This window comes from Paraburkholderia phenazinium, from assembly GCF_900142845.1.
Lineage (GTDB): Bacteria > Pseudomonadota > Gammaproteobacteria > Burkholderiales > Burkholderiaceae > Paraburkholderia > Paraburkholderia phenazinium_A.
Window position 1 is genome coordinate 3,054,726 of the sequence record NZ_FSRU01000001.1, and the last position, 18,336, is coordinate 3,073,061.

Here is an 18,336-nt window from a genome sequence, read left to right on the forward strand (position 1 = left end):
CGCACGTTACGGTGGGCCACCGCATCGGCCAGCAGCGCACGCGCATCCTCGCGCAACAGGTCGACACCCGCGACGATGCCTTCGGGCTTACCCGACGACAGCGGATCGTCGGCGAGCGCCTGCAGCCAGTCGACTTCCGTCGGAGACGTCCACGCGTCATGGATCGCCTCGACGTGCACGACCTTCAGCACGTCGATCTCCGCGGCGCTGTCGGCGACGTCGTCCGGCTCCCCCAGCCTGCCGAGCGGAATCCGCTGCTCGAAATAGGCGCGCTTGTCGGACTCGCTCAGGTCGGCCTCGTTGATCTCGGTCCGGATCGTGCCCGGCAAGACCGAATTGCAACGGATCCGGTGCGGCCCCAGCGCAACCGCGCACGACTGCATTAGCGCGTGCACGCCGGCCTTGGTCGGCGTGTAGTGAGTCTGCAGCGCACCGCCGACGAGCGCGCTGATCGAGCTCGTCGCGACGATCGCCCCGCCCCCGCCCTGCCGAACCATCTGTTTCGCCACCGCCTGCGCTACATGGAACGCCCCATGCAGATTGACCTCCATGGTCCGCTGCAATAGCTCGGACGGCAGATCGAGAAACGCATGGAACGGACAGATGCCGGCGTTGCTCGCAAGCACATCGACTCGCCCGAATGCATCGACCGCGCGAGCCACCAGGTCCACAGCCGTCTCCGGCCGCGCGATGTCGCCCGGCACGGCGATCGCTTCACGTCCGGTAGCACGGATTTCGTCGAGCAGGCTGTCGATCTGATGGTCGAGCTGTCCCGGCAACAGCGGATTGCTCCAGTAGTTCAGCGCGACATGGGCGCCGTGCCGCGCACATGCCAGCGCGATCGCGCGCCCGATGCCTCGCGACCCGCCCGTCACCACCACGACCTTGTCTTTGAGCAGCATGGATGCCCTCCTGTGGCCTGTCCCGAGCCGGGATCAACGTGCATACGGCCGCTGGGTGTGCACCTCCGGATTCAGCCTCACGCCGAAACCTGGCGTGTCGGGCACCTTCATCTTGCCGATGACGGCCACGGGCTCATCCAGCAGCAGCGGAGCGAACATCGGGACGACCCGGTCGGCATCCGGCGCCATCATCAGGAACTCGGAAACGGACTGTTGTGACGCGTCGTCATGAAATGACAGCTGTAGACCGACGAGCCATGCGGGATTACCAGCACGCCCGTGCATCCGCCAGCGCCGAGATCTTGATCAGTTCGGTGATACCGCCGCACCAGCCGACGTCAGGCTGGATGATGTCGCAGCACTCCATTTCGAGCAGCATCCGGAAGCCCCGGCGCGTGGCTTCGTGCTCACCCGTCGTCACCAGCATGCCGTGCGGAACGTTAGCGCGCAGTTGCGCGTAGCCCCAATAATCGTCGGGAGGCAGGCATTCCTCGACCCACTTGAGACCGAACTCCTGCGCGCGATGCGCGAGCTTCGTCGCGTATGGCAGATCGAGGCTCAATATGTCGAATGGTGGGCATGCTCATGGACGTCACTCCATGTAGGGAAAGCCGGATCGCAGCGGGAGGTCAGGCCTAATGCGCCCAGCGCAGCACAAGTGCGTCGAGACGCCGGGCGATCTCGACAAGGCTCTGCCGGGTAGCCGGATGAAGCGGCGTTAGCGGCCGGCGCGGCGCGTCGGAGGCGATAATCCCACCCTCCTTCATTAAAGCCTTGCACGCCATCAGGCCCGACTGGCGATTCTCGAAGTTGATCAACGGCAGCCATTTCTCGTAGATACGCACCGCATCCTCACGATTGCCCGCCAGATATTCGCGAATGATCGGCTGCAAGCCGTCCGGGTAACCCGCTCCCAGCACACTGCCAGTCGCGCCCGCGTCGAGATCCGCGAGCAGCGTGATCGCTTCTTCACCGTCCCACGGCCCTTCGATGGCGTCGCCGCCCAGTTCGATCAGTTCTCTCAGCTTGGCGGCCGACTGGGGTACCTCGATCTTGAAGTAGCTCAGGTTGGGAATCTCGTGGGCCATCCGCGCAAGAAAAGCGGCCGACACCTGGGTACCGCTCATCGGCGCATCCTGATACATGATAGGAATCTCGATGCGCTCCGATACGTCGCTGAAGAACGCATGGATCGCCGCTTCGCCACACCGGATCGTGGCGCCGTGATACGGTGGCATGATCATGACCATCGCCGCGCCACGAGCCTGTGCGTCACGGCTGCGCTCCGCGCAGATGCGCGGGTTGAAATGCGTCGTGGTCACAATCACCGGCACGCGCCCGGCCACATGATCGAGTATCGTCGCGGTCAGGCGCTCCCGTTCGGGGTCCGACAGGGAAAACTGTTCCGAGTAGTTTGCGAGGATGCAAAGACCATCCGCACCGGCGTCGATGATGAAATCGATGCAGCGTTTCTGGCCCTCGAGATCGAGGTTCCCCTGTTCGGTAAAGATCGTCGGAGCGACGGAATACGCTCCTGTGTAACGGCGTCCGCCGGGCGATACTCGGTTCATTACGGCTCCTTAATTTTAATTAGCATTACAGATTTATTTATACAATCATATCCATCAAATATCATATTGAAGATTCACAACAGGAAAGAACAGTTCCGGCGAACGTCAGACTCGACCGTACCGCCCGCGCAACCCGTCGGTCACACCACACAGGATCGCCTGCAATTTCCTGCGCTTTTCCTTGGCGTGAAGTAAAACGAACGCGACATGTTTCAACGTGATCAGATTGATCAGCAACATTGCCGGATAGCGGCGCCAGTAATCGCGTGCCACCAGAATGCAATTGCGTGCCGCGTAATAGTGGCGCAGGGCGCTCTGATCGAAGATATCGACCTGTGGCCAATGCTGGGGCGCCGGCGGCTTGCCGAGCTCATGCGGTAGCGACACGTCCGCGTTCACGCACACCGGCACGCCGTGAGCCTGCGCGCGCATGCAGTATTCAGCGTCGACGTGGTCGATGAAAAAATCCTCGCGGAACTGTCCTAGCTCCCGGTACGCTTCCAGCGAGATGGCGGTTCCCGACGAGATGATCACCGAGCAGCGCAGCAGGCCGTGCGCGCCGTCGTTGATCCGCTTGATCTGCGCCGACCAGCGGCGCACCGTGAAGAGCGGCAGATCGCGATTGAAGTTCAGGTTGAATATCCGCGGCCCGACCAGGAACCGGGAATCGCCCACCTCGGCGCATCCTTCCAGCATGCGGTCGAAATAATCGTCCGGGATATAGGAGTCCTGGTCGAAAATGAAAAAGACATCACAGCCGCGATCGATCAGAAACTGAACGCCCGCATTGAACGCTCCGGCGATGCCGCCGCGATTCTGGTTGACGACCACGTCGACGCCATGCGCTCTTAGCCGCGTGTGCAGTTGCTCGTCCACGCTCGGGGAGTTGTCGACAGCCACGACCACAGGACTCAATCGTGGCAAATCCACCAGATGATCGACCTGCTCCTGGGTCGGTTTGTAAAGCGTGATCAGTGTGCCATGCTTCATGACGGCGCCTCGTTGCGAAGAGATGATGGTCTCTCGCCCCTGCATGCGGGCGAGCCCGTCCTCCTGTCGGTCGACTGCGTCCCGTACCGGCGCGGTGCGCTGCGGCGCTTCCCCACTTGTCTGGAAACCCCGCGGCCCGCCCGTTATTTCGCGTACAGCTTGATCACGCTCGCATGCACGACGCGCGTGATCTCTTCCATTCGCCAGCGGATATGCGTATCCGTTAGCGCCATACAGCGCTCGACGTCGCGCGCCGCCAGCGCATCGAGGATATGCAGATGCTCGGTGAACGCCTCGTTGCGCCGCTGGTCGACATCCACCCATCGCACGTAGTGGATCCGCGCGTTAATACCCTGCAGCACCCGGCCGATTTCCGCGTTGCCCGACAGCGCGGCCAGCTCGAGGTGAAACGTCTCGTCCTTGACGACGAGCTCGTCGGACGGCATCCGCTCCGCGCTCTTCATCACCTGCTTCCACGACCTGCGCAACGTCTTGATGTCGTTGTCCGACGCCCGTTCGCAAGCCAGCATCACCGCGGTCGATTCGATCGTGCGGCGCAACTCGAAAAGATCGAACACTTCTTTCCCATCCAGTTCCCGAATGAAAAAACCCCGGTTCGGCACGAAGGTCAACAGGTTCTCCGCCACCAGCCGGTTAAGCGCCTCGCGAATCGGCGTACGGCTGACGTCGAAGCGCTCCGCCAGTTCCAGTTCGTTGACCCGCTCGCCGGGGCGGATCTTGTACAGCACCGCCATCTGCTTCAACTGCTCGTAAATCTCGTTTACCGTCAGTCCTGCCCGCTTGGGCGCGCTGGTTTCCCGCGCCCCCGGACGCACCATCACGGAATTCGCAGCCATCGTGTCTCCTGGTTCATTTCGCTACAACTCATTATCGACTACACCTGCCGGCCGCCCGGTGGCCGCCGCCTGCACATTCGTTCAAATCGTAAACAGCCGGCCAAACTGCGGCAAGCGGTCTTCGACACCGCCGAGCCGCAACGCATGCCAGGCCAGTGCATGATTACTCGACAAAACCGGCTTGCCCAGCTTTGCTTCGATCTCGGCGATGGCGTCGACGAGCCGCAGACTCGTGCAGGAAACGAACACCGCGTCGACGTCCGGATCGCGGCCCAGTTCGAGTACCGCGTATTCGAGCGAGGCGCGATCGATGCGGGCCACTTCGTTATCGTCGCGATGCTCGAACGAGCCGACACTGACGACGTCGACGCCGCGCGCCTTGAGGTAATGGCTCATCGCGTCGTTGATCGGGCGCTCATACGGTGTCAGCAATGCCACCCGCTGGGCGCCGAGCGCGTCGAGCGCGATGCGCGCGGCAGTGATGGGGGTCGTACAGGCGACACCCGGGCGCGCCTCGCGGATACGTTCGAATACCCGCTCCTCGCCCAGCACCATCGAAGCCGACGTGCAACCGAACGCGACCACATCGAGATGCTCGCCCGGGCGAATCAGCTCCACCGCAGCCGCGATCCGGCCGTCCATCTCGGCAAGCGTCTCAGCCGTGATCTCGGCCGAATTGGCAACCCGGCTTTCATAGAACGCCACACCGTCGAGCGACAGCATGCGCCGCCATTCAAACTCGATCGTATGATCGGTCGCCAGCACGACGAGGCCGATCGCCGCGCGCCCCGCGATCCCGTCGTCCAGCGAAAAGCCGAAGCGCGCGTATGCGCCCGGAGGAGAGTCGATAGGGCTCGATTGAAGTTCGCTCACTGCAGTGTCATCCCTGTGATGTCGATGTCGGGGCGGCGGCCACTCATCAGGTCGACGAGTATCTTCGCGGTGCCGCACGACATGGTCCAGCCCATATGGCCGTGCCCGGTGTTGAAGAACAGGTTGCGATGCCGGGTCGGGCCGATCAGCGGTGTGCCTTCAGGCGTCATTGGCCGCAGGCCCGCCCAGTACGACGGACGTTGATAATCCGCGCCGTTCGGAAACAGCGCCTTCGACGTCTGCAGCATGTGCGAGAAATCCGCCGGCGAATGGTTCGTGTCGTAGCCACAGAACTCTGCTGTCGCCGTCAGCCTCAAGCGTTGCCCGAACCGCGCCCATGCGACCAGCTGGCTCTCCTCAACGCCACCGAGCATCGGCGGCTCGTGCGACTCGTCGATCGGCAGCGTGACCGAATAGCCCTTGACCGGGTAGATCGGCAGGCGATAGCCGAGCCGGCGTGCGAGGAACGGCGAATATGAACCTAGCGCGAGTACGTAACGATCGCCGCTTACCCGGCCTCGCGATGTGTCGACGTAGTCGATCTGGTCCGCGCTCGCGCGCACCTCGCGGATCGTCGTGCCCAACTGGAACTCGACACCGAGTTCCCGGCACCGTCGTTCGAGTTCGCGAGTAAACAAATGCGCGTCGCCGCTTTCGTCGGACGGGCAATAGATGGCGCCTTCTATGCTGCTCGCCGAAGCCGCGAGCGCCGGTTCGCGCGCAATCACCGCGTGCCGGTCCAGCGTCTGGAGGGGCAGCCCGTTGTCGGCCAGGATCGACATGTTCGACACGCCGCGCTCGAACGACACAGGATCACGGTACAGATACAGCAATCCATGGCTGATGCGGTCGTACGTCAGCCGCTCGTCCTGGGTCGTCTGCTGCAGCAGTTGCTGCGAATAGCGGCACAGGCGCACCTTGCGCGACGTGTTCAGACGCGAACGTTCCACCGTGCAGTTGCGCAGGAACAGCCAGCACCAGGCCCACATCCGCCAGTCCGCATTCAACTTGAGCCGCAACGCCTGCCCCTCCGCGAAGAGCGACTTCAACAGGATCTTCGGCGCACGCGGCGAAGCCCACGTATACGAGTGGCCCGGCGCGATCAAGCCCGCGTTGGCAAAACTGGTTTCGAGCGCGACGCCTTCACACCGATCGACCACGACGACTTCGTCGCCCGCTTTCGCGAGGAAATAAGCTGTGGTCACACCAACGATGCCGCCGCCCAGAACGACCGTTTTCATCCGCCTCGCTCCTATAGCGCAGCAATCGCCGCGATTTCCACCGTGTACTCGGGAAACGCGAGCTTCGATTCCACGCAGGCGCGCGCCGGCGCATCGCCTTTGGGAACCCACGCGTCCCAGATCCGGTTCATGTCCGCGAAGCTGCGGTAGTCGGCCAGCCAGATGCTGGCCGACACGATCCGGCGTTTGTCCGCGCCTACGCTGTCGAGCAGGCTGTCGATCTTGTCGAGGATCTGACGCGTCTGACCGGCGACATCGAGACTGCTGTCGCCGGCAACCTGGCCGGCGATGAATACCAGCCCGCCGGCCACGACCATCTGACTCATCCTGTCTCCCGCCCCATAGCGCTTGATGTCCATCTTCCGAGCCTCCGTCAATCGATTCAGGTTGAACGCATTCTAGCCATCAAAATTCAGCACTGTATACACTTTTTTAATCAAATTATATCGATTCCCCATTTCGATTCGCGATCCTGATCGTGGTGCAACGGATTTCTCAGTCTCTGTGCAAAAATGCTTTAAAACAGTGAATTATGCGAAAAAACCGCATGCCTGAAAATTCCTGCCGCAGCCGTTTAAAAAAATTCCCAAACGTTTTTTGTTCTGTGATTCTGTCGACACTTCTGTATATCAACCACCACTTATTGATGCTTTTGGAGAACGACAATGAAGCTGCGTCGCTGGGGAATCGAAGCATTCGTGACACTGTGTTTCGGCCTGTCTCACCTGCCTGATGCGCACGCCGACGCAAGCGTTGGCGCCGTGTTGCCGCTCACGGGATCGAGCGCGTCGATCGGCGAGGATCAGCGCCGCGGCATCGAACTCGCCGTCGCAAAGATCAACGCTCAGGGCGGCGTGCTCGGCCAGAAACTGCAGGTCAGGATCGAGGATTCAGGGGGCGGTGCGAACACTGCGCTGGACGCTGCCCGCAAGCTCGCCACGGTCGACCACGTACCGGTCGTGCTCGGTGAATTCTCGTCGTCGATCACGATTCCGGTTGGTCAGTTCCTGGTGCGTCAGGGCGACGTGCACGTGAATATCGGTTCGTCGAGCCAGCAGATTCGCAAGATCGGTCCTGGCTCGTTCAGCGTGATCGGCCTCGACAACCTGTCCGCGCGCTTCGCCGCGCAGGACGTGTTCGACCGGAAGCTGCGCCGCGTCGCGTTCATCGCGCCCAACAACGGCTACGGCCAGGGCATCGCCGACGAATTCAAGAAGCGCTTCGAGGCGCTGGGCGGTACGGTCGCGGCCCTCGTGCTCTATACCGAAGGACAATCGACCTATCGCCGCGAACTGGAGCAGATGGCGCGCGCCAACCCCGACGCCTACGTCTATAGCGCGTATGGCCAGGAAGCGGCCACCATCAATCGCCAGGCGTATGACATGCAGCTGAACAGGAGCCCGTGGTACGGCATCTACCTGACGATGTGCACGAGCGATACGCCGCCGCAGATCGCGCGCGGGCAGATCGGTCTCGAAGTGGCCTCGGGTGGCGCGGGCGCAAAGGCGTACGAAGAAGCGTACGAGGCCGCCTACAAGGAAGCGCCGCGTTCCGCCTTCGGCAGCTACGCCTATGACGCGACGATGCTGTCGGCCGCGGCGATCAACTATGCGCACTCAACCGATCCGGCCAAAATCCGCTTGGCGTTCGACGCCCTCGGCGAGAAGTATGCGGGTGTAACAGGCACGATTTCATTCGATAGCGACGGCCAGCGCATTGCCCAGCCCTACGAGAAGGTGTCGTTCAAGCAAACCGTCGCCGCGCAGTAAAGGCAGCGGCGCTACCGGAGCCCATCATGCTGCAGTTTCTTCTCGACGTCCTGATCCGCACGTCCGATCTGCTGCTCGTCTCGGTCGGCCTGTCGACGCTCTATTCGCTGATCCGTTTCCCGAATGTCGCACACGTGCAGTACGCCATGCTGGGCGCGTTCCTGTCGCTCGCCGGACAACGCGCGGGTCTGCCCCTCGGGCTCGCGGCCGCGCTGTCGTGCGTGCTCGTCGGTTGCCTCGCGGTGCTGCTGAACATCTTCGTCTTCATGCGACTGTTGCGCTCCGGCAGCGCGGTCGCGATGATCGGCTCGCTCGCGGTCTCGCTGATTGCGGTCGCGCTCGTACTCAGCACGGCGGGTTCCCGACCGCTGCAATACACGCAGGACATCAGCGCGCCCCTGACGCTCGACGGGGTAGCGGTGTCGTCCGCGCAGGCGGGCTCGATCGCCTGCGGTGCGCTCACGCTGCTGATCTTTTCCGTGCTGCTGTACCGAACCAACCTCGGCCGTTCGATGCGCGCGCTGGCATCGAACCGGGCGCTCGCGCTCGCCTCCGGCATCGACGCGAACCGGGTAACGAACCTGATCACATTCGCGAGCGGCGTGCTGGCGGCACTGGGCGGCACGATGCTCGGCCTCACCGAAAGCGTGCACGTCAATCTCGGCAACAACCTGTTGATTCCGGTGTTCTCGGCCGCCATCCTCGGCGGCCTCGGCAACCCGCTCGGCGCTGCCGCCGGGGCGCTCCTGATTGCGCTTGCCGAGACGCTCGTCATCAACGTCGATTTCGGTTCGCTGGTGGGCCGCTCGATGCAGTTCTTCCCGGTTGCCTACGTGAGCGCGGTCTCGTTCCTGATCCTGCTCGTCACGCTGATGGTCCGTCCGTACGGCATCTTCGACCGGGAGGTGCGGCGTGTCTAGCTTCCTGATCCATCTGCTGACCCTGGTCTGCCTGTACGCGATGATGGCGCTGGGCCTGAATCTGCAAGCCGGCTACGCCGGAATGGTCAACTTCGGCTTCATCGCGTTCGCGGGCCTCGGCGCCTATGCCGCCGGCATTGCGTCGCAGCTGGGCTGGCCGCTGCCCGCCGCACTGCTGCTGGCTCTCGCCGCAGCCGCCGTGCTCGCCGTCGCGACCGCCCGGCTCGGCCGTCAGCTCTCGTCCGACTACTGGGGCATCGCGACGCTCGCGATCGCGGAGATTCTGCGCACGGTCGCTCTCAACGAGTCGTGGTTGACGGGTGGCGCGCAAGGCATCGGCGGCATCCGCCCGCTGTTCGCGGATCTTCCCTCACCGTGGCGCGACCTTGCGTTTCTTGCGCTCGCCGCGCTGTGCCTCGCGCTCGTCTACGGCGGCTACGCACGCATCATCCACAGCCGCTTCGGACGCGCGCTGAAGGTGATGCGGGAAGAGACGTCGCTTGCGGTGTGCTTCGGCTACGACCCCGTGTCGCTGAAGATGCGCGCGTCGGTCGCCGCCGCGCTTCCCGCCGCGCTCGCCGGCGGGCTGCTCACCTACTACATCAGTTACGTCGGCCCTGACGTGATGGTGCCCTCCGAAACCTTCGCGCTCTGGACCATCGTGATGGTGGGCGGCCTCGGCAGCAACCTCGGCGTGCTGCTCGGCGGGCTGCTGGTGCAGTCCGTGTATTCGTTCGCGCCGTTCCTGAAAGACTGGCTCGGCGTCAGCAGCGATCTGGCCGGCGCGGTGCGCCTCGGGCTGGTCGGTCTGATGTTGCTTGCCTGCCTGTTGTGGCGGCCGCGCGGCTTGCTGCCGGAACGCCTGGAGGCGCTCTCATGACGTCCCTACTCGAACTGGACGGCATCGCCATTCGCTACGGCGGCAACACCGTGCTGTCGGGTCTCACCCTGTCGATCGACAGCGGCGAGATCGTCGGCCTGCTCGGGCCGAACGGCTCCGGCAAGAGCACGGTGCTGAACGCGGTCACCGGCTTCACGCCGCTCGCGAGCGGATCGATCCGCTTCGACGGGCGGCGCATCGATCCGCTCGCGCCGCACCGCATCGCGCAACGCGGGATTCGCCGCACTTTTCAATTGCCGTCGATGCCCACCCGGATGTCGGTACTCGAACTGACGATGACCGCGTCGTCCGAGCATCATCAACTGTGCGCAGCGCTGCTGCGCGGCCGCGCGACGCGCCGCATCGAACACGCCACCCATGCGCGTGCCAGCGCCCTTCTCGAGCAGTTGAAGCTTACCGCGGTCGCCCACCTGCCCGCCGCGTCGATTTCGGGTGGGCAGAAAAAACTCCTCAGCATCGCCTGCGCGATGATGACCGAGCCCAAGCTACTGCTGCTCGACGAACCGACCGCGGGGGTTCACCCCAACCTGCGCGGCGAACTGATTGACGAGCTGCGGCGCATTCACGGCCTGGGCGTGACGCTTGTCGTGATCGAGCACGACATGCACTTCATCCGCGAGCTATGCGAGCGCTGCGTGGTGCTCGACCGGGGTGCCGCGATCGCGAACTGCAAACCCGCCGAGCTCGACAAGAACCGCCGCGTACTCGATGCGTACCTGGGCCGCGCGCATCGCACCGCCCGACCGCTGGAGGCGCCATGATCGAGGTCCGGGATCTGTTTGCAGGCTACACGCCGGAAGTTGACATCCTGCACGGTGTATCGCTGCGCACCGGACCGATCGACATCGTGACGATCCTCGGTCCGAACGGCTGCGGGAAATCGACGCTGCTCAAGGCGATCGCGGGCTTCCTGCTGCCGCGCTCGGGAAGCGTCACGATGCAGGGCAGGGATCTCGCGTGCGTCCCCGTCAATCGCAAGGTCCGCGAGCATGGCATCGGCTTCGTGCCGCAGACCGACAACGTATTCGGCGCGCTCACTGTGCGCGAGAACCTGATGCTGGGCGGCCACGCGATGTCGTCGTTCCCGCGCGAGGCACGCATCGAGGAGCTGTGCGAGCAGTATCCCGTGTTGCGCCGGCGCTATCGCTCCCCCGCTTCGGCATTGTCGGGCGGCGAGCGCCAGATCGTGTCGCTCGCGCGCGCGCTGATGCCGAGGCCCGTGATGCTATTGCTCGACGAACCGTCGGCGGGCTTGTCGCCAAAAATGGTCGACGAAGTGTTCGACGCCATCGTTCAGATGCGCGACGCGGAACACATCGGCGTCCTGATGGTCGAGCAGAACGCGATCGAGGCACTGCGTATCGCCGACCGCGGCGTCGTGCTGACGATGGGACGCGTGGCGCTCGCCGGGCCCGCCGCAGAGCTGCTGGAGAGCGACGAGATGCGCCGGCTGTATCTGGGCGGGAGAGCCGCATGAACCCTCCAGCCGTGGATGCCGCCCCCGCTGGAACCGGCGCCGCCCGCGCCCGGCCGGCTACGATCATGATCGCGGTCGCGTCGGGCTTCGTGATGGCGATGCTCGACGTCACCATCGTCAACGTCGCGCTGAAGGCGATGCAGGACAGCCTGTCCCTGTCGCTGACCGCGCTGGTCTGGGTCGTCGACGCCTACACGCTGAGCTTCGCTGCGCTGCTGCTGTGGGGCGGCGCGCTCGCCAACCGCTTCGGTTCCAGAACGATCTATCAGACCGGTCTCGTCATCTTCGTGACGGCGTCGCTGCTGTGCGCGGCGGCATCGACTCCGACCATCCTGATCGCGGCCCGGTTGCTGCAAGGCGTCGGCGCGGCGCTCTTCATGCCGAGCTCGTTGAGCCTGCTGACGCTCGCGTTTCCGCCCGGGCCGCTGCGCGTGCGGATGATCGGTATCTGGGGCGCGCTGGTGTCCGCAGCGATGGCGTTCGGCCCGTTCGTGGGCGGCGTGCTCGTGAACGCCATCGGCTGGCGCGGCATCTTCTGGGTCAATCTGCCGGTGGGTCTGATCGGCCTGTGGCTGACGCACCGTCATGTCGCGCGCTCGCCACGCCATGCCGGTCCGCTGAACGGCGGCGGCCATCTGTTCGGCGCGGCCGCGCTGGCCGCGCTCAGCTTCACGCTGATCCAGGGGCCGAGCACCGGCTGGACGTCGCCGGCGATCGTCGGCTGCGCGCTCGCGACGCTCTGTGCCGTCGCCGCGTTCGTCGTGCGCGAACGGCGCACGCGCCACCGGATCCTGTCGCAAGCCCTGCTCGGAAATCCGCAATTCGTGACGGGCAGCCTGCTCGGGCTCGCGATCAATTTCGCGATCCTCGCCGAGATTTTCCTGATCAGTCTCTACCTGCAACAGCAACGCGGCGAGAACCCGCTGCAGACAGGTTTTCACCTGTTTCCGCTGATGGCGATGTTCGGCGCCGGCAATCTCGCGTCGGCACGCGTCAGCGCCCGTCTGGGCGCGCGCGGCACGCTGCTCTCGGGGCTCGGGCTCGCGACGCTCGGCGCGGTGGCGCTGATCGACGTCGCGCAGATGCCGTACTGGATACTCGCGCTCGCGATCGGCATCTCCAATTTCGGCGCCGGACAGGCGATTCCCGCGATGAACCTCACGGTGATGCAGTCGGCAGGGCCGGCGGACGCCAATCTTGCCGCTGCATCGCTCAACGCCAGCCGGCAAATCGGCTCGTTGCTGGGCGTCGCGATCGCCTCGGTGATCCTGCATTCGATCGTCGACCAGCAACTCGCGACGGCCATGGGTTTCGCCGTGATCGCGGCCGCTTACGCGGGCGGCTTCGGACTCGTGTTCAAGGCATTGCGGCCGGATTGAGGCGGATCGCGCGCTGTCTGTGCGTGAAGCGCCCCGCGACGGACGTTTCCATTTTCGAAAGTTTCGATCACATCGAGGATTTCATGAACACAGCAACTGCCCGGAAAGGACTCATCCTCGCGGGCGGGTCCGGTACCCGCCTCCACCCGCTCACGCATTCGGTATCCAAGCAGTTGATGCCCGTGTACGACAAGCCGATGATCTACTATCCGCTCAGCACGATCATGCTGGCCGGCATCCGCGACGTGCTGATCATCTCGACGCCGCGCGATCTCGACGCGTTCCAGCAACTGCTAGGCGACGGCGGCCAATGGGGCATGAACTTCTCCTATGCGGTTCAACCGCACCCGGACGGCCTCGCGCAGGCATTCGTGATCGGCGCGCCATTCATTGGACACGACGCCGCCACGCTGGTGCTGGGCGATAACATCTATCACGGCCCGGCGCTGTCGGCCTTACTGCAGCGGGTCGCCGCACGCCCGGAGGGCGCGACCGTGTTCGGCTACTACGTTCGCGATCCGCAGCGCTACGGCGTCGTGTCGTTCGACGCAACGGGCCGCGCCATCGATCTCGAGGAGAAACCCAGGCAGCCCAAATCGAACTATGCGGTAACCGGGCTCTATTTCTACGACAACGATGTTGTCGATCTGGCGAAGGACGTGCGCCCATCGGCGCGCGGCGAGCTCGAGATCACCGATCTGAATCGCGCCTATCTCGAACGCGGCACGCTGAATGTCGAGATTCTCGGGCGCGGCTATGCATGGCTCGATACCGGTACGCACGAGTCGCTGCTCGACGCCGCCAACTTCATCCAGGTCATGCAGGCGCGGCAGGGCTTGCAGATCGCCTGCCCGGAAGAGATCGCGTTCCGGCTTGGGTGGATCGGAGCAGATCGTCTCGAAGCACTTGCCCACAAACTCGCGAAGAGCGGCTACGGCCAGTACCTGCTCGACATCCTGCGCAAGGAGGTGGTCGCGTGAATATCGTCGAGACACCCTTGCCGGGCGTGCTGCTGTTCGAGCCGAGCGTCTTCGGCGACTCACGCGGATTTTTTGTCGAGAGTTTTCGCGCAAGCTGGCTTGCCCAGGCCGGCATCGATGCCACCTTTGTGCAGGATAACCAGTCCCGCTCGCGGCGCGGCGTACTGCGCGGCCTCCATTACCAGCGCGTCAATCCGCAAGGCAAGCTGGTGCGCGCCGCACGCGGCGAAGTCTACGACGTGGCGGTCGACATCCGGCGCGACTCTCCGTATTTCGGCCAGTGGTTCGGCACCCGACTCGACGACGTGTCGCACCGGCTGCTGTGGATTCCACCCGGCTTCGCGCACGGCTTCTGCGTACTGTCGGACGAAGCCGATTTCGCCTATAAGTGCACGCAATACTACGACGCGGCTTCGGATGCCGGCGTGCGCTGGGACGACCCGGCGCTCGGCATCGACTGGCCCGCGCTCGAGGTCGCGCCGCAACTGTCCGACAAGGATTTGCAGCATCCGTGCCTCGCGGAGCGGACACCGCAATCTCTTCCTTCCTATCGGCTGGCGCGATGACGATTCTCGTGACAGGCGCGGGCGGCCAGGTCGGACGCGAGCTCGTGATGCGGGCCGGACAACGTGCGCTGGTCGGGCTCGACCGCTCGCAACTCGACATCACCGATGCCGGCGCGCTTGCAGCGGCGCTGTCCGCGCACCGCGTCAGGCTCGTGATCAACGCCGCAGCCTGGACTGCCGTGGATCGGGCGGAAAGCGAACCGGACGCCGCCTGGCGCGTCAACTGCGACGGCCCGGCCGCGCTCGCCGCCGCGTGTGCTGCGGCCGCCATTCCACTTCTGCATATTTCGACTGACTATGTGTTCGACGGACGTTCGGCGCGCCCGTACGACGAGACCTCGGCCGTCGCCCCCCTCGGCGTGTATGGCCGCAGCAAATGGGCGGGTGAACAGGCGATCCGCGAGACGTTGCCCAAGCGGCATGTGATCCTGCGGGTCGCATGGGTGTTCGGCGCGCATGGCGGCAATTTCGTGCGCACAATGCTGCGTCTCGGGCGGGAGCGCGAAGCGCTGAGCGTAGTCGCCGATCAGTACGGCGCACCGACCCATGCGGGCGCCATCGCCGCCGCGCTGCTGTCGATCGCGGACCGGTACGGCGCGCAAGCGACGCTGCCATGGGGCACCTATCACCTGAGCGGCACGCCCGTCACCACCTGGCACGGCTTCGCGGAGTCGATCTTCGCCGAAGCGTGCGCCGCCGGCCTGCTGGCGCGCGCGCCGCTCGTTCATCCGATCCCGACCGAAGCCTATCCGTTGCCGGCGGCACGTCCGGCGCATTCTGCCCTCGACTGCACCTTGATCCGCACGCGCCTCGGCATCGAACCGACGCCGTGGATCGCAGGTCTGCGTGAAGTCCTCAACACCTGGAAACGAACCCCATGAGCTATCGATCCAAACAGGTCCTCGTCACGGGCGGCGCCGGTTTCATTGGCGCCAACTACGTCCGCCACCTGCTCGCCAGCGATCCGCAGGTCCGCATCATCAATCTCGACCTGCTGACCTATGCCGGCAGCCTCGACAATCTGAACGGCCTGCCCGACGACAGCCGCCATACGTTCGTACACGGCGACATTGCCGATCAGCCGCTCGTCGAATCCGTGCTGCGCGAGCATGCGATCGACACGATCGTGCACTTTGCCGCCGAAAGCCACGTGGACCGGTCGATCACGGGACCCGGCGAGTTCGTGCGGACCAACGTCGTCGGCACCTGGACGTTGCTCGAGGCCGCGCGGCAATACTGGTTGAACGAACAGCGTCTGAGCGCGGCCGATGCCCAGGCACAGCGGCGCTTTCACCATATCAGCACCGACGAGGTATTCGGCACGCTCGGGCCGGACGACGACGCCTTCTCCGAACGCACACGCTATGCGCCCAATTCGCCCTATTCGTCGAGCAAGGCGAGTTCCGATCACCTCGTGCGAGCGTACTTTCATACGTATGGCCTGCCGGTATCGACCACTCACTGTTCGAACAACTACGGCCCCTATCAGCACAGCGAGAAATTCATCCCGACTGTCGTCAGAAGCTGCCTTGAAGGCGCCGACATCCCGGTGTACGGCAACGGATCCAACATCCGTGACTGGCTATACGTCGAAGACCACTGCCGTGCGATCGAGGCCGTCATCGCCCGCGGCACCGTGGGGGAAACCTACAACGTCGGCGGTTGCAATGAATGGAAGAACATCGATATCGTGGCGCTTATTTGCACGTTGATGGACCGGCACCGGCCTGACGCCGCGCCACACACGCGCCTCGTGACATTCGTTGCCGACCGCCCCGGTCACGATTGGCGTTACGCGATCAATGCCGCGAAAATGCTGAGCGAATTGCAATGGCGTCCGATCGAGAGCTTCGAGACGGGAATCGCAAAAACGCTGGAGTGGCTGGTGCGAAGGCCATCATGACAGGACCGGCCTTCGACATCCGAGGCCCGATCCAACGCATATAGCGAACCAGCCGGGACGCCGAGCGTTGTTACGTCCCCTGAAGCACGGCACGTCGCTCCGCAATGGCCGCCAAGTCGGCGTCGCCAGCTCCATCGCCCACCATCTCGGTAAACGCGTGCCCAATCGGAATGCCCGCTAAAACCAGGTAGTCGGGTGTTTGCGCGATCTCTCAATCGGCTGCTGGACCCAGGACATAGCAAATCCAACCGGTTTTGTCGGGCGCCATATTAAAGAGTTCGACAAATTTCTGCGGATCCCGATGGATCGCTACGACGCAAAACCCGCTGTTGCGCACCGATCTGTCGCACCGGACGACGAGCGGCCCCGCATCAGTCATCGGGCACTGCCCCCGACCAATCCGCATAGCGCCCGCACGCATATCAACGTGCCGCATGTAGGTCCAATCTGGGTAAGCGCCGTTTACTCTGAGGGAGACGCGCTTCTGCTCCGATACGACTCGCTGACCTCTGGGATCCCTTATCCGCCATACGCCGGGATGCCAGAAGTCGACGAAGTTCCCCTTCCAGAACGAACCGCTGCTCGGCTCGTCGCGGGCAACGATCCTGTTGCGAGTAAATGGCGGATAAAAATTGATATTCTCACTCGGTAAGGAGTCGTCAAGTCCCAACCAGTAAGGCTCCACGCGATCCCAAGTTGGCCCTGAACAACAACAACAACAACAACAACAACAACTACGCAGCGAACACTCCTGATACAGACTCCGTACATTCGGCCACCCAGTCGCGGAACGTCGACCGGAAACCATGCACGGTGATCCCCGGGCGGGACATGCGTCTCAGGAGAGTCAGCATTGCCATATTCGACAGTGGGAGTACGGTCGCCGGGAATTGACCAGACGCGGGTGTCCAGATCGAATTCCTCTGGCCGCGCAAAACGCACCTCGTTCGTACGAGTTGCCGTGAAGATGAGCAGGTGCAGGACCCGTGCCGCGCGACGGGGACGTTGCTCCAGATCGCGTACGAAACTCGGGATATCTTCCCACGGCAGCGCCGCATGGTGTCTCACTTGCGAGCGCTTCTTCGACCGCGGCAACACGAGTTGCAGATGGTCAACGTACCGTGCCGGGTTGCTGCCCGTGCGGTGGCCCATCACGGTCTCCGCGTCGAGGATGGCCTTGATACGACCGCGCACCCGGCGCGCGGTCTCCGCCTTTTTAGTCCAGATCGGTTGCAGAATTCGCACGATCATCGCGGTGTCGATGTCACGCACCCGGACATCGCCGATCACAGGAAACGCGTACGTTTTAAGCGTGTTGCTCCACTGCTGGGCATGCTTGCGATTGCGCCACTCAGGTTCCTGCGCCCGGATGTACGCTTCGGCCGCCTCACGGAACGTCACGTTGGCATCCCCCGATATATTGAGCAATTGCCTGCGCTGCTGCTCCCGCCGCGCGAGGATGGGATCGATCTGATCCCTGACCATTTCACGGTACCCGGTGGCCAATTTCCGCGCTTCGCCAAGCGAGACTCGCGAAAGCGGACCGAGGCCCATTTCTCGCACACGCTTATTGAGCTTAAAGCGAAATACCCACGAACGCGCGCCACTGTCCGCGATCTGCATGTAGAGACCACCGCCGTCGGCATAATGACCGGGTGCTATCTCTTTGGCGATCCGCAGCGCGCTGAGCCGGTGCAACTGTCTTGCTGCCATGTTGCCCTCCAATCCTACCCACAAAACCCATGTCGCTACCCATACTTCATGCGGAAATTGTGCGGGACAGTAGTGGAAGCCGCAAGCACGTCGTTACCCATAAGGCACCTTAAAATCAGCGGTCTATAGGACGTCTACGGAAAATACCGAAATGCCTGGGAAGCCTTGACTGGCGGAAGGCAGCAGGAGTCGAACCTACCAGAGAGTGTCTGACACCCCCTACTGGGTTTGAAGCCCAGCCGCACCACCGGATGCGAATGCCTTCCTTCGTGAGAAGCAGGTGACGCGCGAAGC

At 63.7% G+C, this 18,336-nt stretch carries 16 protein-coding genes, 1 tRNA gene and 3 pseudogenes; 10 read left to right on the plus strand and 10 right to left on the minus strand.

Annotated features, from left to right (window positions below; translation table 11 throughout):
- Positions 1 to 209 precede the first annotated feature (209 nt).
- From BUS12_RS13370 to BUS12_RS13405, 8 genes and pseudogenes are all read right to left on the minus strand, one after another.
- Positions 210 to 902, minus strand: a pseudogene (locus BUS12_RS13370) (SDR family NAD(P)-dependent oxidoreductase); the annotation flags it as partial.
- 33 nt (positions 903 to 935) lie between these two features.
- Positions 936 to 1,464, minus strand: a pseudogene (locus tag BUS12_RS13375) (enolase C-terminal domain-like protein); the annotation flags it as partial.
- Between the two features lie 73 nt (positions 1,465 to 1,537).
- Positions 1,538 to 2,473, minus strand: coding sequence for a dihydrodipicolinate synthase family protein (locus tag BUS12_RS13380; RefSeq protein WP_074296131.1), 936 nt, complete (start codon positions 2,471 to 2,473; stop codon positions 1,538 to 1,540).
- A 105-nt stretch (positions 2,474 to 2,578) separates the two neighbouring features.
- The gene (locus tag BUS12_RS13385; protein WP_074296132.1) at positions 2,579 to 3,463 is read right to left on the minus strand and encodes a glycosyltransferase family 2 protein; all 885 of its coding nucleotides are present in this window, start codon (positions 3,461 to 3,463) and stop codon (positions 2,579 to 2,581) included.
- A gap of 143 nt (positions 3,464 to 3,606) precedes the next feature.
- Positions 3,607 to 4,320: a GntR family transcriptional regulator gene (locus BUS12_RS13390; protein WP_074296133.1), complete on the minus strand. Its 714-nt coding sequence runs from the start codon at positions 4,318 to 4,320 to the stop codon at positions 3,607 to 3,609.
- A gap of 81 nt (positions 4,321 to 4,401) precedes the next feature.
- Entirely contained in the window at positions 4,402 to 5,193 is a 792-nt protein-coding gene (locus tag BUS12_RS13395; RefSeq protein ID WP_074296134.1) for a maleate cis-trans isomerase family protein, read from the minus strand.
- Entirely contained in the window at positions 5,190 to 6,434 is a 1,245-nt protein-coding gene (locus BUS12_RS13400; RefSeq protein ID WP_074296135.1) for a D-amino acid dehydrogenase, read from the minus strand. Before BUS12_RS13400 ends, BUS12_RS13395 begins: the two co-directional genes overlap by 4 nt.
- Before the next feature lie 11 nt (positions 6,435 to 6,445).
- Positions 6,446 to 6,793, minus strand: coding sequence for a RidA family protein (locus BUS12_RS13405; protein WP_074296136.1), 348 nt, complete (start codon positions 6,791 to 6,793; stop codon positions 6,446 to 6,448).
- Between the two features lie 306 nt (positions 6,794 to 7,099).
- On the opposite strand from BUS12_RS13405, the gene BUS12_RS13410 reads away from it, so the two are divergent.
- From BUS12_RS13410 to rfbB, 10 genes are all read left to right on the plus strand, one after another.
- Positions 7,100 to 8,203 (plus strand): ABC transporter substrate-binding protein, encoded by a 1,104-nt coding sequence (locus BUS12_RS13410; RefSeq protein ID WP_074296137.1) that lies wholly within the window; start codon positions 7,100 to 7,102, stop codon positions 8,201 to 8,203.
- Between the two features lie 26 nt (positions 8,204 to 8,229).
- Positions 8,230 to 9,123, plus strand: coding sequence for a branched-chain amino acid ABC transporter permease (locus BUS12_RS13415; RefSeq protein WP_074296138.1), 894 nt, complete (start codon positions 8,230 to 8,232; stop codon positions 9,121 to 9,123).
- Positions 9,116 to 10,003 (plus strand): branched-chain amino acid ABC transporter permease, encoded by an 888-nt coding sequence (locus BUS12_RS13420; protein WP_074296139.1) that lies wholly within the window; start codon positions 9,116 to 9,118, stop codon positions 10,001 to 10,003. Before BUS12_RS13415 ends, BUS12_RS13420 begins: the two co-directional genes overlap by 8 nt.
- Entirely contained in the window at positions 10,000 to 10,785 is a 786-nt protein-coding gene (locus BUS12_RS13425; protein ID WP_074296140.1) for an ABC transporter ATP-binding protein, read from the plus strand. Before BUS12_RS13420 ends, BUS12_RS13425 begins: the two co-directional genes overlap by 4 nt.
- Positions 10,782 to 11,501 (plus strand): ABC transporter ATP-binding protein, encoded by a 720-nt coding sequence (locus BUS12_RS13430; protein ID WP_074296141.1) that lies wholly within the window; start codon positions 10,782 to 10,784, stop codon positions 11,499 to 11,501. Before BUS12_RS13425 ends, BUS12_RS13430 begins: the two co-directional genes overlap by 4 nt.
- Complete coding sequence (locus BUS12_RS13435) at positions 11,498 to 12,880, plus strand: MFS transporter (RefSeq protein ID WP_074296142.1); 1,383 nt, start codon at positions 11,498 to 11,500, stop codon at positions 12,878 to 12,880. Before BUS12_RS13430 ends, BUS12_RS13435 begins: the two co-directional genes overlap by 4 nt.
- 83 nt (positions 12,881 to 12,963) lie before the next feature.
- Positions 12,964 to 13,860: a glucose-1-phosphate thymidylyltransferase RfbA gene (rfbA, locus tag BUS12_RS13440; RefSeq protein WP_074297476.1), complete on the plus strand. Its 897-nt coding sequence runs from the start codon at positions 12,964 to 12,966 to the stop codon at positions 13,858 to 13,860.
- Entirely contained in the window at positions 13,857 to 14,426 is a 570-nt protein-coding gene (gene rfbC / locus BUS12_RS13445; RefSeq protein WP_074296143.1) for a dTDP-4-dehydrorhamnose 3,5-epimerase, read from the plus strand. The genes rfbA and rfbC overlap by 4 nt, the downstream gene beginning before the upstream one ends.
- The gene (gene rfbD, locus BUS12_RS13450; RefSeq protein ID WP_074296144.1) at positions 14,423 to 15,307 is read left to right on the plus strand and encodes a dTDP-4-dehydrorhamnose reductase; all 885 of its coding nucleotides are present in this window, start codon (positions 14,423 to 14,425) and stop codon (positions 15,305 to 15,307) included. Before rfbC ends, rfbD begins: the two co-directional genes overlap by 4 nt.
- Entirely contained in the window at positions 15,304 to 16,329 is a 1,026-nt protein-coding gene (rfbB, locus tag BUS12_RS13455) for a dTDP-glucose 4,6-dehydratase (protein ID WP_074296145.1), read from the plus strand. The genes rfbD and rfbB overlap by 4 nt, the downstream gene beginning before the upstream one ends.
- A 761-nt stretch (positions 16,330 to 17,090) precedes the next feature.
- Here the strand turns inward: rfbB and BUS12_RS13460 are convergent.
- Both BUS12_RS13460 and BUS12_RS13465 read right to left on the minus strand, forming a co-directional pair.
- Positions 17,091 to 18,042: pseudogene (locus BUS12_RS13460) on the minus strand (tyrosine-type recombinase/integrase); the annotation flags it as partial.
- A gap of 170 nt (positions 18,043 to 18,212) precedes the next feature.
- Positions 18,213 to 18,308 (minus strand) — tRNA-Sec (locus BUS12_RS13465).
- Positions 18,309 to 18,336 lie beyond the last annotated feature (28 nt).